The organism is Pseudomonas sp. FP2300 (assembly GCF_030687595.1).
Taxonomy (GTDB): Bacteria; Pseudomonadota; Gammaproteobacteria; order Pseudomonadales; family Pseudomonadaceae; genus Aquipseudomonas; species Aquipseudomonas bijieensis.
In genome coordinates this window covers 4,313,457-4,328,807 of the sequence record NZ_CP117440.1, presented here as the reverse complement: position 1 = coordinate 4,328,807, position 15,351 = coordinate 4,313,457, and the positions used below count along the sequence as shown (strand labels likewise).

13 protein-coding genes are annotated in these 15,351 nt (G+C 57.1%); 6 read left to right on the top strand and 7 right to left on the bottom strand.

Annotated features, from left to right (window positions below; translation table 11 throughout):
• Positions 1-214 precede the first annotated feature (214 nt).
• From PSH86_RS18975 to PSH86_RS18950, 6 genes are all read right to left on the bottom strand, one after another.
• The gene (locus PSH86_RS18975; protein ID WP_305484283.1) at positions 215-1,234 is read right to left on the bottom strand and encodes a Gfo/Idh/MocA family protein; all 1,020 of its coding nucleotides are present in this window, start codon (positions 1,232-1,234) and stop codon (positions 215-217) included.
• 6 nt (positions 1,235-1,240) lie between these two features.
• Positions 1,241-2,170, bottom strand: a complete 930-nt coding sequence (locus PSH86_RS18970; protein WP_305484280.1) for a shikimate dehydrogenase — start codon at positions 2,168-2,170, stop codon at positions 1,241-1,243.
• Positions 2,171-2,243: 73 nt separating this feature from the next.
• Positions 2,244-3,680: an MFS transporter gene (locus PSH86_RS18965; RefSeq protein WP_305484279.1), complete on the bottom strand. Its 1,437-nt coding sequence runs from the start codon at positions 3,678-3,680 to the stop codon at positions 2,244-2,246.
• Positions 3,681-4,073: 393 nt separating this feature from the next.
• The gene (locus PSH86_RS18960) at positions 4,074-5,654 is read right to left on the bottom strand and encodes an aldehyde dehydrogenase (NADP(+)) (RefSeq protein ID WP_212801110.1); all 1,581 of its coding nucleotides are present in this window, start codon (positions 5,652-5,654) and stop codon (positions 4,074-4,076) included.
• 60 nt (positions 5,655-5,714) lie between these two features.
• The gene (locus PSH86_RS18955) at positions 5,715-7,262 is read right to left on the bottom strand and encodes a UxaA family hydrolase (protein WP_176689513.1); all 1,548 of its coding nucleotides are present in this window, start codon (positions 7,260-7,262) and stop codon (positions 5,715-5,717) included.
• Between the two features lie 123 nt (positions 7,263-7,385).
• Entirely contained in the window at positions 7,386-8,372 is a 987-nt protein-coding gene (locus tag PSH86_RS18950) for a LysR family transcriptional regulator (protein ID WP_305484273.1), read from the bottom strand.
• A 120-nt stretch (positions 8,373-8,492) separates the two neighbouring features.
• Here PSH86_RS18950 and PSH86_RS18945 point away from each other — a divergent pair, with 120 nt between their 5' ends.
• From PSH86_RS18945 to PSH86_RS18920, 6 genes are all read left to right on the top strand, one after another.
• Positions 8,493-9,671: a fumarylacetoacetate hydrolase family protein gene (locus tag PSH86_RS18945; protein ID WP_176689515.1), complete on the top strand. Its 1,179-nt coding sequence runs from the start codon at positions 8,493-8,495 to the stop codon at positions 9,669-9,671.
• Positions 9,672-9,949: 278 nt separating this feature from the next.
• Positions 9,950-10,756 carry an IclR family transcriptional regulator gene (locus PSH86_RS18940; protein WP_305484269.1) on the top strand — a complete coding sequence of 269 codons (807 nt, stop codon included), beginning with the start codon at positions 9,950-9,952 and terminating at the stop codon, positions 10,754-10,756.
• Positions 10,753-11,553 (top strand): 2-keto-4-pentenoate hydratase, encoded by an 801-nt coding sequence (locus PSH86_RS18935; protein ID WP_109753328.1) that lies wholly within the window; start codon positions 10,753-10,755, stop codon positions 11,551-11,553. The genes PSH86_RS18940 and PSH86_RS18935 overlap by 4 nt, the downstream gene beginning before the upstream one ends.
• 3 nt (positions 11,554-11,556) lie before the next feature.
• Positions 11,557-12,450, top strand: coding sequence for a fumarylacetoacetate hydrolase family protein (locus tag PSH86_RS18930; RefSeq protein ID WP_109753327.1), 894 nt, complete (start codon positions 11,557-11,559; stop codon positions 12,448-12,450).
• Positions 12,451-12,471: 21 nt separating this feature from the next.
• Positions 12,472-13,167, top strand: a complete 696-nt coding sequence (locus PSH86_RS18925) for a DUF4286 family protein (protein WP_109753326.1) — start codon at positions 12,472-12,474, stop codon at positions 13,165-13,167.
• A 285-nt stretch (positions 13,168-13,452) separates the two neighbouring features.
• On the top strand, positions 13,453-14,733 hold the full coding sequence (locus PSH86_RS18920; protein WP_305484265.1) for an OprD family porin: 1,281 nt from the start codon (positions 13,453-13,455) through the stop codon (positions 14,731-14,733).
• A gap of 59 nt (positions 14,734-14,792) precedes the next feature.
• On the opposite strand, the gene PSH86_RS18915 is transcribed toward PSH86_RS18920, so the two are convergent.
• On the bottom strand, positions 14,793-15,200 hold the full coding sequence (locus PSH86_RS18915; protein WP_232199763.1) for a hypothetical protein: 408 nt from the start codon (positions 15,198-15,200) through the stop codon (positions 14,793-14,795).
• Between the last annotated feature and the right edge of the window lie 151 nt (positions 15,201-15,351).

Below are 15,351 nucleotides of genomic sequence, written 5' to 3'. Positions count from 1 at the left end.
AGGATGCCGATTCCTGTCCAGGCAGGCGAGGGGGCATGCGGTCCTCTCACCTGGTATTGGCTAGGTGATGTGGAGGGAATCCAACGTTCTTCGACATCATCTCGACGTGGAGAACGGAAAAATATGCGCCCCAATCACCTTCATCTGGCCTGGTGACCGGGGCAAGTCGCGACTGTGAGCTCCGTAGGTGCTCGGAGCTGCTCGGCGGCTCGAATCATCCAGGCGTCGGCGTAAGCGTCAAAAGCGTACCTCCTTGCCGAGCTGAAGCGTATGCCGCGTCCATGACCTGCATGATGGCCTCGGCGTCGCGTAATGAGGCGATGGGCTTGGCTCCGTTACGGCATTCGGCAAGCACTTGCTTGACGAACAGAGGGTAATAGACGTCAGTGTCCAATTGCAGTCGGCGGCTTCGGGTACCGGCGGCAAGGTTCTGCCGATCCCTTATTTCGATTCGGTCAGGACCGCATTTGGCATACATGTGGTCGGACGAAAGAGTGAAAGAGAACTCGCGCTGCTCATCAAAGGTACTGGGGAAACTGTATCCCGTTTCCACAACACCGATCACGCCATCCTCAGTCTGCAGGGTCAATAACGAATAGTCTTCGACGTTACCCCGATGCGTGAGTGAATTCATGACGGCTGAGACTCGCGAGACTTCCTTGCCGGTCAGCAGTCTGAAGAGATCTATGAAATGCGTCGCCACGTTGATCGTCGATCCGCCTCCTGAAAAAGCAGGATCGATGACCCAGCCTGAGCCTGCCGTTTCATAACGAGAGGGCGGACCTACGATGAAACGGAAAGACATGTAGTTGAAGTCCGTGGCCAAGTGTCCCTCGGCATCTTGCAGGGCACTGAGCAGTTCACTCATGCGGAAGATCAGCGGTACAGCACAGTAGAGATTGGCTTGCTCGGCCAGCTCACGTAGCCGTGTGACTTGTGCCATGTTGATGCCGCAGGGCTTTTCCAGGGCAAAGGGGATGTTTCGTGCGATCACGGCCTCTGCCAGTGACGGCATTTGCGAATGCCTGCCGAACACGAAAGCAAAGTCGATCTCCTCGCGCTCAAGCAATTCGAAGGATGAGCTATACAAAGCGCATTTGAATCGCTCGGCAATCGCCTCACCCTTCACGTGCTCCGAATCCGACACGGCCACCACTTGGACCCCATGGGTCTCAAGCGCATTCAGATACAGCGGGACGTGCCAATGGCTGACTTCCAGTAACGCAACTTTCATATGTACTTACTCCTGGCGCGGTGCTGTTACGTTATCGGGGTGGTAATCGAACCCAAGGAAGCGCAGTGCAAGCAACGCCTGACCTTTGTGCATGGGGCCACCGTCCTGGGTAGGACAACCTCGTTTACGCGCAGCAGTGCAAAGCGGTGTCGAGTCCGGCGAGTTGATGATATCGACGACGAGGGTGCCGGGCTCGAGCCGGTCGGGGTCCACAGGCATAGGATCATTCTTGCTCATGCCAAGCGGCGTGGCATTGATCACGATTTCATGGCCCTGTGGGTCGGGAGGGCCGGGATGCGTGATGCAACCTGTTTCGGCAGCAACGGCTTTCGCCAGCTCCTCGGCTCGCTGTTCGTCGACATCGGAAATAGTCAGCGATCGAGCGCCCGCCGACGCGACGGCAAATGCGATCGCTCTGCCTGCGCCTCCAGCGCCGACCAAAAGAACGTTTTTGTCCGCGAGATAGTAGCCTTCCCATTGCATGCCAAGGACACAACCGAGGCCATCGAATACGGCGCCGACCCAGCGTCCGTCGGTCTCGCAACGAATGACATTGATTGCACCGACTTGCCGCGCAGTCGGATGAAGTTCGTCGACAACCGCCAGCATCCTTTGTTTGTGAGGCATGGTGATCAGGATGCCGGCGAGATTGTTCAGCGCTCTGGCACCCGCCACGAACGAGGACAGGTCATCGGCCTTGACCTCCAAAGGAATACAAACCGCGTCTGCCTGCTGTTCTATAAAGAGTCGATTGAATAATTGTGGAGACTTGGCGGCCGCCAGCGGATGGCCGACCAATCCATAAAGCCGAGTTGTTCCTGTGATATGTAAGGCCATGGTTGCCTGATATTCGATGTTGACGGGAAGAGGCGCCCTGATTGCCTTTGGGGGCATGAACAGCGTGGATGGCTCTGCATAGGCAAATACCAACCGCATGATGCTGCTCTGCCCGTCGGGCCTGTGTGGGGCGCGAAAACCTGAGGGTCGCACCAGTGTAATTCGAAGGTGGTTACGAGCGCAGTTGGCTAGCCAGGTCGTTTGGGACGGCTGTCCGGGCTGTGCCCTGCATCGCTTCGGCCCGCAGACGATCGTATTCTTCTTTGGCGATAGGCACCGCGTTGCGCTTGCCGAGATCTTCAAGGCGAATCCGGTACGTTTCACGCGTAGTGAACGCCGCGATCGCAGCGACCACACAGATACCTAATGTAAGGGAACCGATTTTCAGAGGGATATTCTCGGAGCCGGGCGGCGCGACAGTGACGAAGATTGCCGGGAGAAACGCAGTCATCGCGGTCCCGATATTCTGTCCGATGGCCATGCCGGTCACACGCACCCGCGTGCGGAACAGTTCGGGAAAGAGGCTTGGGAAGACGCCGTTGAAACCCTGGTAGGCGACGCCCCACATGAGTACAGAGAGAATCAGCGAAAGCCACAGATTGTGGATGCTGATCGCGTACAGGTACGCGTACGAAAGCAGTCCCGCGCAGAGCACGCCAACAATGACTGGGGGCCTGCGGCCGATCTTGTCTGAGAGGTTGCCGACGAAGGGGATCAGGATCACCGCGCACATGTTACCCAGCAAAGGAATCCACAAATAGACGCCAGCAGGGAAACCGATTCCATAGGCCGGTTGGACCGCATAGGTGGCGCCGAATACCGAGGCGACAATGGCGATCACAGCGGCAAGTGCCATGCAGATCACGCGCAAGAGATCACCCCAGCTCTGGCGGATGACTTCGACGACTGGCAGAACAGTAGCTTCTTCGCCGTGCTTTTTTTGCTCGGCAAATGCGGGTGTCTCATCGACCTGGCGACGAATGATATAGCCCATGATGACGACAACGACGCTAAGCAGGAACGGAATCCGCCAACCCCAGGAAGCGAACTGATCCGCAGGCATGAAGTGAGCCAGAGGCAGGAAAACGGCTGCGGCGAGGAGCTGTCCGGCCTGGACCCCTTGGAGAGTAAAGCTCGCGAAGTAACCACGGCGACCGGACGGAGCGTGTTCGAGAATCATGGAACTGGCGCAGGAGATCTCCCCGGCCACCGCAAAACCCTGAATCAGACGCATCGTCACCAGCAGCAGCGGCGCCCAGATCCCGATCTGCTGGTACGTTGGCAGAAGTCCGATGCACATCGTCGAGAAGCCCATCAGGAACATGCAGTAGACCAGAACCGTTTTACGGCCATGACGATCGCCTAAATGCCCCAGGACGACGGCGCCTATCGGCCGGGCGATGTAACCCACACCAAAGCTGGCCAGGGAGGCGATGATGCCGACCGCTGGGTTATCGGATGGGAAAAAGAGCTGTGGGAACAGCAACGCCGCTGCGGTCGCATAGATAAAGAAGTCGTAATACTCCAATGCCGAGCCGATCCAACCGCTGGCGGCGGCTTTCTTTGACTGGCCTTTGGAATGAGCGTCGATCGGTATGCTCTGATTCATGACGTGTCTCCGGTTTTTCAATTGTTTTTATTGTAACGACGTTCCATTAGTAATTCTGTTACTGGAATCGCCGCATTGTCAAGGAAGTCTTTCCTTGGTGATCAAGGCGTGACGCTGGTATTCGTGAGGTGCTGAATGCATACGCCAGGCACCGTCGCCGAGCCGAGCGCGCACGCTAAAGCCCGCTCATGCAATTGAGCGAATAGGGTGTAAGCGGATGAACAGGCTCCCTAGCGCCAGCTGCCAGCACTGTTGCTTCCTACCGAGGGCAATGACTCCAACGACAGGTTTTAACGTTGTAATTGGACGTGTCAGCGGTGCAGGATGACCCCAAGGCGCACGAGCCCCGTGCGCCTTGGGAGAACACCTGCGCCGCCTTGCACGTTTGCCAACCTACAAGCTATCTCGCGAGGGATAACCGTCGACAAGCCTCGAAATGTTCAACGGATTCGCGTTCTTGAGCGCATCGGGAAGCAATGCATCCGGGTAGTTTTGGAAGCAGACGGGTCTCAGAAAGCGGTCGATGGACAAGGTGCCAACCGAGGTGCCACGACTATCGGAAGTCGCAGGGTAAGGGCCGCCGTGCACCATTGAATCGCAGACCTCGACACCCGTTGGGTAGCCGTTGATGAGGATGCGGCCAACCTTCATCTCCAACAGAGCAGTCAACTCTGCGAATTGCGTCAGGTCTTCTGGCTCGCCAATCAGGGTCGCGGTCAATTGTCCGTGAAGGGCATTGATGGCAGCGTTGAGTTGCGCCTGGTCAGTGACCTCGATGAAGATGGACGTGGGGCCGAAGACTTCTTCTTGAAGAACCTTGTCGCCGTTAAGCAGTAACTCTACGTCGGCCTTGAACAACTGTGGCTGGGCCTGGTGACCCTGTTGATTGCTGCCGGCCAGGTGCACGATGCCGGGGTGCGCGTGCAGGTTCTGCAAGCCAGCCGCATAGCTACGCAGCGTGCCTGCGTTGAGCATTGTCTGTGCCGGTTGGTCGCTTATCAACGCTGCCACTCTATTCTGAAAAGCACTGAAAGCATCCGAGCGAATGCCAACCACCAGCCCGGGATTGGTGCAAAACTGCCCACAACCTTGAACCACCGAGGCGACAAGATCGTGAGCGATACTGTCGGCTCGACGCGAGAGGGCCTGAGGCAGGATCACGACCGGGTTGATGCTCGACATCTCGGCGAAGACGGGAATGGGCTCGGGGCGAGCGGCGGCCATGTCGCACAATGCTCGACCGCCTTTGAGCGAGCCGGTAAAACCAACACCCTTGATGAGCGGGTGTTTGACCAAGGCTTCACCTACGCCACTGCCATAAATCATGTTGAAGACGCCGGCGGGCATGCCGCTGCGCTCGGCTGCCCGGATAATCGCGTTGGCGACCTGTTCTGCAGTCGCCATGTGGCCGCTGTGGGCTTTGAATACCACCGGACAACCCGCCGCGAGCGCGGAAGCGGTATCGCCGCCGGCCGTGGAGAAGGCCAACGGAAAATTACTGGCGCCAAACACCGCAACCGGACCGATGGCGGTGCGGTACTGGCGAAGGTCAGGGCGCGGCAACGGCTTGCGAAGTGGTAACGCCTGATCGATGCGAGCGCCATAGAAGTCACCACGGCGCAGTACGTTTGCAAACAGGCGCATCTGACCGCTGGTACGCGCGCGTTCGCCCTGGATGCGAGCTACGGGCAATGCTGTTTCACGGCAAACCAGGGCAATAAACTCATCGTCCAAAGCCTCCAGCTCTTGGGCAATGGCATCGAGAAATTCAGCCCGTTTGCTCGCGCTCAGGCAGCGGTAGCTGGAAAAGGCGTTGTTGGCTGCATGAGCCGCGTCCTCGACTTCTTGCAAGGTCGCCTGGTGGAAGGCATAGGGCAAGGTCTCCCCCGTGCTGGCATCGACACTCTTGACGATGATACTGCCGGCGGCGCTGCGCTGACCGCCGATAAAATTCTGGCCGGTGATGAGGGGCATCGTTGTCTCCAGGTTGAATGGGCAAGAGATAGCTGGGCAAGGCATTCCCAAGACTGAAAATCAGGTGACGGCGCCGATCTGCCAAGGCACGAACTCATTTTGTCCGTATCCGTGCTGTTCGCTCATGCTGCGCTCGCCCGAGGCAATGCGCAGCATGGTTTCAAAGATCGCGGCACCGCACTCTTCGATGGTCAGAGTGTCTTCGGCTATTTCGCCGCAGTTGATGTCCATGTCTTCTCGCTGACGAGCCCACAAGGCGCTATTAGTCGCCAGCTTGATTGATGGGGCAGGGGCGCAGCCATAGGCCGATCCGCGACCGGTGGTAAACGCAATCAGGTTGGCGCCACCGGCGACCTGACCGGTTGCCGAGACCGGGTCATAGCCAGGGGTGTCCATGAAAACCAGCCCGTTGGCAGTGACGGCCTGGGCATATTCGTAGACATCCATCAGATTGCTCGAGCCGGCCTTCGCCACAGCGCCCAGGGACTTTTCCAGAATGGTGGTCAAGCCACCGGCCTTGTTGCCGGCAGAGGGGTTATTGTTCAACTCGGCCCCCATGCGCTCGCAGTAGCGTTCCCACCAGTGAATTCGAGCGATGAGTTTTTCGCCGACTTCACGGCTGACAGCCCGCCGCGTCAGCAAGTGTTCGGCCCCGTAGATTTCTGGGGTTTCGGAAAGAATCGCGGTACCGCCGCAGGCGACCAGGCGATCCACCGCATTGCCCAGTGCGGGGTTGGCGGTAATACCGGAATAGCCATCCGAGCCACCGCACTGAAGCCCGACGGTCAGATGGCGAGCGCTGACCGGTTCACGCTGGATCTGATTGGCCTCGCCAAGCAATTGCTTCACGTGGTCAATGCCACTGGCGATGGCCTTGGACGTACCGCCACTGTCCTGGATGTTGAACGTACGCAGGGTATTACTACGGGTCAGTCCTTGCGTCGTGAGTAATGAGTCGATTTGGTTCGTCTCGCAGCCCAACCCGATGACCAGCACGGCCGCAAAGTTGGCGTGGGTCGCATACCCGGCCAATGTCCGGCGCAACATGCTCAAACCGTCGCCCGCGGGATCAACGGCGCAGCCGGCGGAATGCGTGAGAGCAACAACACCGTCGACGTTTGGATACGCTTGCAGTGCAGCCGGATTGATGTCCCGACGAAAATGGTCTGCGATGGCCCGGGCGACTGTGGCAGAGCAATTCACTGACGTGAGAATGCCGATGTAGTTGCGTGTCGCGACGCGTCCATCCGGGCGCACGATACCCATGAACGACGGGGCTTCACTCGGTTTGGCGTTGGGTTTCGCATCGACGCTGAAGGCATAGTCTCGAGTGAATTCCCCCATGGCCAGATTGTGCACATGGATATGCTCGCCTGCTTCTATGTCGACAACCGCAAAACCAATGATTTGCCCATAGCGCCTCACCGGTTGACCGGCTTCGATACGCCGGGAGGCTACTTTATGACCCGGTACAATCGCTTGCCGGACAGTCACGCCTTCTTGCTCAAGAAATTCGCCAGCAAGCAGCGGTCGGCGTGCGATAAGCACATCGTCCAGCGGGTTCAAGCGCAGCACAGCTGCTGCGCCGGTTTTCATGATCAGTTCCATCGCATCCTCACGGGCTGCTGGGTAGTGCGCGGTCGCTGGTAGCGCCGCACTTTTGTGCCGGCACTATAGGATTCATGGAAATGGCTGCCTAATGAGAGCTTTCGATTGCTCGATAACTTTGCCTCATCGGCTTTGTCTGGGATGGCTGCGGTGTTTCTTCTCTGTCGCTGTCTGCCGCTGTCTGGCGAATTCCAATAAGGTCGCAATAAACGTCCGCGTCGGCTCTGACAGGGGTTCATCCTTGCGAGTGATAACCCCGTAATCCTGAGATTCAACTTTGAAGGGGGTGTCGAGGATTTGCAGTTGGCCATTTTGCAGGTGCGACTGGACCATGGACTCGGGGAGCATGGCGAGCATTGGCCCAGACTGCAGCAACTGCAGGAAGGTTTGCATGGAAATTGTCTCCACCGTGTTGGTGGGCGGAACGATCTTGAACTTCGTGAAAGCACGCTCCATGCGTTGTCGGATCGGCGTATTGAAGGGATACATGACCCATGGCCATTCGCTGAGTGCTTCAGTGGGCACCACTTCAAGTTGGCACAGCGGATGTGCGCTGTTCGCGACGAGACAAAAGGGTTCAGGCCCCAGCGGCGTAAATTCGAAAGGCTGACAATCCTCATCCGTGAAGCGGGCGATGATCAAATCGAGTTTTTTTTGTTCGAGCATTTCCAGCAGATGGTTGCTGGTTTGTTCGATCACCTCGATAGAAAGCAGAGGGCGCTCCCGCTTTATGCTGGCGATGGCTTCAGGCAACACCACTGATGTCGCGGCGAAAATGGTGCCGATTTTCAAATGACCATGCCCGCCTCTTCGCAGCTTGTTGACTTGGTCGACGAACAATTCGGTGTCTTCCAGGGTAATACGCGCATAACGAGCCACGAACTCCCCTAGTTCAGTCAGCACCAGGTTGCGCGTCTGGCGCTCGAACAGTGGGAAACCCAAGAGTACTTCCAGATCGCGAAGCAATTTACTGATGGCCGGTTGCGTAACATTCATGTGTTCTGCGGTCGTGTGCATATTGCGGGTCTTGGCCAAGCTATTGACCAGTACCAAATGTTTGATCTTCAGCCATCGGGTGACACTGCCAAAAGTAATTTGATCGTTTTCCATTGGATAAGGCCTTGTCTGTCGATAACGAAACAGCATTGATTAGTGAGATTCTTTCATTGGGATTCGCACGGGCGGTCCATTAGCTTTGCGGCTCTGATGGCTGACTGATCTGGAAGCTCTATGGCGAACTTGAAACTGACGCGCGAAAACACCCTGCCAGTGGATGGCTTGGCCGGAACACTGATCGGCCGTGCCTGGATCCCGGGTGCGATTGCAGGACCCTCGCCGGTAGTGCTGCGCGAGGATGGTGTGTTTGATCTTTCTGAAACCTTTTCGACAATAAGCGAACTGCTGGAACACACCTCGCCGTTGTTGGCGGTTCGTCAGGCGTCTGGCAGGTATATCGGGACTGTCGAGGCGTTGCTTGGAAACACTGGCAGCCATGCCGATCCCGGCAAGGCATCGCTGTTGCCCCCAGCAGATCTGCAAGTCATCAAGGCGGCCGGGGTAACGTTCGCCTCCAGCATGATCGAGCGGGTCATCGAGGAGCAGGCCCGAGGCGATGCCGCCAAAGCGGAAAGTGTTCGCCGCTTGGTGCAAGAGGCAATCGGCGATAACTTGCGGGCAATCAAGCCAGGCTCGCCAGACGCGATGCGCCTCAAGGCGGTGCTGATCAAGCAGGGTATGTGGTCGCAATACCTGGAGGTCGGTATCGGCCCGGATGCGGAGATTTTCACTAAGGCACCGGTTCTGGCCGCAGTGGGCAGCGGCAGTGAAATCGGCATTCATCACAAGTCTGAATGGAACAACCCGGAACCGGAAATTGTGCTGGCGGTGAACAGTCGAGGCCAAGTGCATGGCGTCACCTTGGGCAATGACGTCAACTTGCGTGATTTCGAAGGCCGCAGTGCACTGCTGTTGAGCAAGGCCAAGGACAACAATGCGTCCTGTGCGATCGGCCCATTTATTCGTCTGTTCGATGAAGCGTTTACGCTCGATGACGTGCGCAATTGCGTCGTGGATCTTCGGGTTCAGGGCGACGACGGCTTCATCCTTAAAGGCAGCAGCTCCATGGCGCTGATCAGCCGTGACCCGTTGGATCTCGTGGCCCAGACGATCGGCGGCGATCACCAATACCCTGATGGCTTCATGCTGTTTCTCGGGACATTGTTTGCGCCTACCCAGGATCGTGAGGAGCCGGGAAGCGGCTTTACGCATAAGCAGGGTGATGAGGTCAGCATCGGGAGCCCGTTGCTGGGTACATTGCGCAACGCAGTCACCTACAGCCATGAGGCTGCGCCCTGGACTTTCGGCTTGCGAGCAATGATGCACAATCTTGCTGCCCGCGGACTGCTGTAGGTAAGGCGGGAGGGGGAGATGCATTGGGTGTTCTTCCGCAAAAGATTGGACATACGCAGGCTCATTTCTATTGATGAAAAGAGCCGAACCCGTTTCATATCGGTCGGGCGTCCCTGCTTCCTGGAGATGCCTGCGGGTCCCACCCTGTCTCGATAAGGTCAGCCAGATACAAGCGGGTTTGACTTATCGGATGGCGCCTGCATACTATTGGAACGTCGTTCCAGTACGAACAATGTTGCTCACATTCACCTCATTGTCAAAGATAAGTCGAGAAAAATATGAGAGTCGTTAAAGGTGCTGTTGACCGCTGCCTGGAGGCTATCGAGCTGCTGGCACGTGAAGCTCGCTGGATGCGGATGTCCGATATCGCCGCTGAGTTGGGCTTGGAAAAGGGGCCCGCTCATCGAGTGCTTGCTCAGTTGGTCGAGCAAGGATGGGCAGAGCAGGATGAAGCCACCTCGCAGTACCGCTTGACGCTGAAGCTGGCGCTGTTGGGGCAGCGCTACTTGCATGGAATTGGTTTGCCTGAGTTGGTCCAGCCGATCCTTGAGCAAGTGGCTGTTCAGTGCCAGGAGTTGGTGCGGCTGACGGTGGTCAACGAGGGCACCTTGTCCTGGCTGTCTTCGGCCCAAGGCGCCGCGCCGGGGCTCATGTATTCGCCGGCCATGGATAAACCGATCAATCTCTACGCCACCGCCAATGGCAAGGCCTGGCTGGCATCAATGCCTGATGAACTGGCCATTGAGCATGCGTTGCGTAGTGGATTGGGGAAAGCTGATGCCGGGATGGGGCAGGGGCCGAAAGCGATCAACAGCATCGAAGGCTTGTTGGCCGAGCTGGCGCTGACCCGCAAGCGCGGGTATGGCTTGGTCATTGAAGAAGCCGAGGCGGGTGTCTGGGCGATTGCCGTACCGGTCAAGCTGGTTCCGTCCGGTACGGTGGTTGGCACGATGAGTATCGCCGGCCCGGTCTTGCGCATGCAGCCTGAACGTTATGACGAATTGCATGCTCTGCTGGAAGATGCAGCCAACAAGCTGGGTACGGTTTGGCCGCGCCAGAACAACGTGCATTCGGAGAGCGTATGAGCCAGCTCGCACCTGCATGGACCGAGGCGGGGGCAGGGCTGGAAGTCGCGGCTGCCGCTTTGGTCCGTGCACGGCTGGAGGGTGTCCGGCTGGCATCCTTGCCAGGCCCGAACCTGCCAGGCAGCCTGGCACAAGGTTTTGCCATTCAGCAGCACGTAGGGCCATTGGCTGGAAAAACCGTCGGGGGATGGAAGTGTGCATTACCCCCGGCTGGCAAGTGGATCGTGGCCCCGATCTACAGCGACAGCATTGTAAAAGGCGAACGCTACTCACTGGCCGCCGACGCCGATAAGGCGCGCATCGAGCCTGAACTGGCGTGCGTCCTGGCCCATGATTTGCCGGCTCGTGCCGAGCCTTATACAGCTGGAGAGATTGCTGCTGCGATCAGTGACGTGCACTTGGCACTGGAAGTGATCGACTGCCGTTACACCGATCCACACTCATTGCCGTTCGAGCAACTGCTCGCCGATGGTCTATTCAATCACGGCCTGGTACTCGGGGCGCCAATCACGCTGTCGAACGCTGCCAGCATGCCCTCTGAACTGGATATCACCCTGAGCGATGCAACGGCAGAGCTTGTGAATATCAAGGGCCGCCATCCGGACGGGGATCCGCTGTTGCCGATCGTATGGCTGGCCAATTTTCTGTCTACACAAGGGATAGGGCTGCAAGCAGGGCAGGTGGTTATCACCGGGTCCTATGCAGGTGTTCTCGATGTGCCCGTCAATCAGCCACTGCATGTTCGGTTCGGCGAAGCAGGCTCATTGTCTGTCCATTTCTCAACGCTGGAGGAGTAACAAATGCGCTTAGTTCGTTTTGGTTTACCGGGGCAGGAACAGCCGGGAGTTTTGGATTCGCAAGGGATCGTTCGAGACCTTTCGGGCATTGTCGATGACATCGATGCGTCGGCCCTGAGCCCCACAGTGCTTGAAAAACTGCGTGCTGTTGACGTTGAAAAGCTGCCGGTGGTGGCGCCTGGCACACGTCTTGGTCCATGCGTAGGCAACGTACCGAACCTGATTTGCATCGGTCTGAACTACTCCGATCACGCAGCTGAAACGGATACGCCTATCCCGAGCCAACCGGTGGTATTCAACAAGCACACCGCATCCATCAGCGGACCCAACGACCCGGTGATTTTACCGACGGGTGCCCAGAAGCTTGATTGGGAAGTCGAACTGGCCATCGTCATCGGTACGCCCGCCTGGCAGATCGATGAGTCGCGGGCTTTGGAACACATCGCCGGTTATTGCCTGGCCAATGATGTTTCCGAGCGGGCTTATCAGCTTGAGTACGAAGGCCAGTGGACCAAGGGGAAAAGCGGCTTTTCTTTCGCACCTCTGGGACCTTGGTTGGTCACCCGTGACGAAATTGCCGATCCGCAGGCACTTGACCTCTGGCTCGATGTGAATGGCAAACGTCTCCAGACCGGCAATACCCGTACGATGATTTTCAGCGTTGCACATATTGTCGCGTACCTCAGTCGCTTCATGCCGCTAATGCCGGGTGACGTCATCATTACCGGTACGCCACCCGGTGTAGGGCTCGGGCAGAAACCACCGGTATTTCTCAAGGCGGGTGACACCATGCGTGTCGGCGGCCAAGGGCTGGGTGAGCAATTTCAGACCGTGGTTCCTTACGTTGCTGAAATGGGCGCTGCCTGGGTCGCCGGTCGCCATCCCAACGTTGACTGACTATCGCTAGAGGAAAACGCTATGAGCTTTGCAGGAACAGGAGTAGTCGCGATCTGGCACGATCTTTTGCCCGAAGCGCGGGACGAGTTCTATGAGTGGCATAACCGTGAACACATGCCTGAGCGGGCCGGGATTCCGGGTTTTTTGCGGGGGCGTCGATACATCGCTTTGGATGCAGGGCCTACCTACTTCAACCTCTATGAGGCGGATACGGTGCAGGTGCTGGGCGGGCAGGATTATCTATCGCGTCTCAACAGTCCGACGGCGTGGACCCAACAGTCGGTGAAGTCCTATCGCAACGTCGCGCGATCCATTTGCGAGGTTACTTACACCAGCGGTGTGGGGCAGGGCGCGTATTTGTTAACGGTCCGTTTCGATGTTGTCGAAGGGCAACATAAATCGGTATCAGACGCATTGCGCCAACGCGTACTTCCTCCCCTCGCAGATAAACAGGGAATTACCGGCGTGCACTTGTGTGTGGCTGATGAAGCCGTGAGCAAGGTTGAAACCGCAGAGAAAAAGGCCCGCGCCGAGGGGACGCAAATACCGGCCTGGATCGTCATGATCGAAGGTTGTGCGCCCGACTATGTTCGTGTCGCCGGCGAGTCTTTTGTGGCGGAGTTGCAACGGCTGTTGGAAGGGCAATCAGTGGGGCCGGAAACCACGCTTTATCAATTGGAATACACACGTTGCAAAACGCCGGGAAGTGCGGGTTGATCGCCGAGCGTTCGCACACGTTTTAACTTTCAGTCGTTGTTCTTAGGCAATTCCTCACGAGCGTGTCATTACAGGCATTGAGTTCGGCTCGCGTCTGCGCACGCTCGGATTTTGTTTGAGGTGAATATCAACCCATTATCAAGTTACTCAATAAAGGGCTAATACAAGACAGATAGTGTTCCCAGCAGTGGCTCGGAAGTAGTTCTTCGAGCGGCCTGTGCATAGGTTGAATGAAGAGCTAAAAATCGCAACAAAAACAATAATAATTCATTGTGAGAAATTATCATGCGCTACCCTGTTATTTCCCGCGGCGTGCCTGCACATCACTCTCTGATCCGTCTGACTCTTGCGGTCTGCGCGGGTTCGTCAGCGGCTGTTCAAGCCGATCAGAATAGCGGTTTTGTCGATGGCGCCAAGGCCACCCTCAATTTGCGCAATGCTTACATCAATCGTAACTTCACCAACCCGAACGCTGCCCAAGGTAAAGCCGAGGAATGGACCCAGAACTTCATTCTCGACGCCAAGTCCGGTTTCACCCAGGGCGTGGTCGGTTTTGGTGTGGATGTGCTGGGCACGTACTCGGTCAAGCTCGACGGCGGCCGTGGCACTGCGGGCACACAATTGCTGCCCGTGCATGATGACGGTCGTCCGGCCGACGATTTCGGTCGCCTCGGCGTCGCCCTCAAGGCCAAGGTGTCGAAGACCGAGCTGAAGGTCGGTGAATGGATGCCGGTGCTGCCAATCCTGCGCTCCGACGATGGCCGCTCCCTGCCGCAAACCTTCCGCGGTGGCCAGGTGACCTCCACCGAGATCAACGGCCTGACGCTGTACGGCGGTCAATTCCGCGCCAACAGCCCGCGCAACGACGCGAGCATGGAAGACATGTCGATGAACGGCCGCGGCGCGTTCACCTCCGACCGTTTCAACTTCGGCGGCGGTGAATACGCCTTCAACGAAAAACGCACTCAGGTCGGCGTCTGGTACGCGGAACTGTCCGACATCTACCAGCAGCAGTATTTCAACCTGACCCACAGCCAGCCCATCGGTGACTGGACCCTGGGCGCCAACCTCGGCTACTTCATCGGCAAGGAAGACGGCAGCGCGCTGGCCGGCGACCTGGACAACAAAACTGCGTTCGCCATGCTCTCGGCCAAATACGGCGGCAACACCTTCTACGTCGGCCTGCAAAAAGTCGGCGGTGATGACGCCTGGATGCGCGTCAACGGCACCAGCGGCGGCACCCTGGCCAACGACAGCTACAACTCCAGCTATGACAACGCCAAGGAAAAATCCTGGCAACTGCGCCATGACTTCAACTTTGCTGCCGTCGGCGTGCCGGGCCTGACCCTGATGAACCGCTACATCAGCGGCGACAATGTGCACACCGCCACGGTCGATGACGGCAAGGAATGGGGCCGTGAAACCGAACTGGCCTACACCGTGCAGAGCGGCGCGCTGAAAAACCTCAACGTGAAATGGCGCAATGCGTCGATTCGTCGGGACTTCAGTACTAATGAGTTTGATGAAAACCGGATTTTCATTAATTATCCCATCTCGCTGCTATAAAGCATCTTTCGATCGCACTCCTTGTTAAGTAGGCGGCGTTCAGGCACGCCGCTACTTTTCTAAAACACTCTGGTTTTCATGAGCGTGGGTTCCAATAATTTCTGCGCCAGCGCCAAGGCCTCATCTTCAGTCGCTGTCATGAGCATGGGATAGCCCCAAAACTTTTCATACACGACTGCGAACGCTTTGCCCGCTAAACGTTTGGTGAGATTTGATTCGATATGAATCGAGGCTTTGACATACTTCTTGAGCTCACTTTTATGGCGCTTCATCCACAGAGCCATTTGTTTCATTTCGTCTGGTGAGTGTTCCGGTTGCTCCTTATCCAGACCTTCGCTGCTTAGGAGGACGAAGGGTTCATTGCGGGCAATCAGGGCTTCGAACTCAGCAAGTGATTTTTCTTGGCTATCGCCCAGTGTGGTCTTTTGCAGCCAAACGAATGGAAATTGGGTGGCATCTATACGCATTTCTATAGTCCTTCGACGAGTTGCCAAACCTCTGTGATGTCTCGCAGTTTCAGGATACCCTGTAAGCGGGTCGGCGTAATTGCACAGTCTGGCCACAATATTGTTCGAATCAGCCAGATTTTTTTTTTCCTTGGCTTAGCGAAAGGCATAC

What these genes read in the sequence shown, in the direction of transcription:
- PSH86_RS18975 (WP_305484283.1), bottom strand. Translation starts at nt 1,234, where the DNA reads ATGAAAGTTGCGTTACTGGAAGTCAGCCATTGGCACGTCCCGCTGTAT.
- PSH86_RS18970 (WP_305484280.1), bottom strand. Translation starts at nt 2,170, where the DNA reads ATGCGGTTGGTATTTGCCTATGCAGAGCCATCCACGCTGTTCATGCCC.
- PSH86_RS18965 (WP_305484279.1), bottom strand. Translation starts at nt 3,680, where the DNA reads ATGAATCAGAGCATACCGATCGACGCTCATTCCAAAGGCCAGTCAAAG.
- PSH86_RS18960 (WP_212801110.1), bottom strand. Translation starts at nt 5,654, where the DNA reads ATGCCCCTCATCACCGGCCAGAATTTTATCGGCGGTCAGCGCAGCGCC.
- PSH86_RS18955 (WP_176689513.1), bottom strand. Translation starts at nt 7,262, where the DNA reads ATGGAACTGATCATGAAAACCGGCGCAGCAGCTGTGCTGCGCTTGAAC.
- PSH86_RS18950 (WP_305484273.1), bottom strand. Translation starts at nt 8,372, where the DNA reads ATGGAAAACGATCAAATTACTTTTGGCAGTGTCACCCGATGGCTGAAG.
- PSH86_RS18945 (WP_176689515.1), top strand. Translation starts at nt 8,493, where the DNA reads ATGGCGAACTTGAAACTGACGCGCGAAAACACCCTGCCAGTGGATGGC.
- PSH86_RS18940 (WP_305484269.1), top strand. Translation starts at nt 9,950, where the DNA reads ATGAGAGTCGTTAAAGGTGCTGTTGACCGCTGCCTGGAGGCTATCGAG.
- PSH86_RS18935 (WP_109753328.1), top strand. Translation starts at nt 10,753, where the DNA reads ATGAGCCAGCTCGCACCTGCATGGACCGAGGCGGGGGCAGGGCTGGAA.
- PSH86_RS18930 (WP_109753327.1), top strand. Translation starts at nt 11,557, where the DNA reads ATGCGCTTAGTTCGTTTTGGTTTACCGGGGCAGGAACAGCCGGGAGTT.
- PSH86_RS18925 (WP_109753326.1), top strand. Translation starts at nt 12,472, where the DNA reads ATGAGCTTTGCAGGAACAGGAGTAGTCGCGATCTGGCACGATCTTTTG.
- PSH86_RS18920 (WP_305484265.1), top strand. Translation starts at nt 13,453, where the DNA reads ATGCGCTACCCTGTTATTTCCCGCGGCGTGCCTGCACATCACTCTCTG.
- PSH86_RS18915 (WP_232199763.1), bottom strand. Translation starts at nt 15,200, where the DNA reads ATGCGTATAGATGCCACCCAATTTCCATTCGTTTGGCTGCAAAAGACC.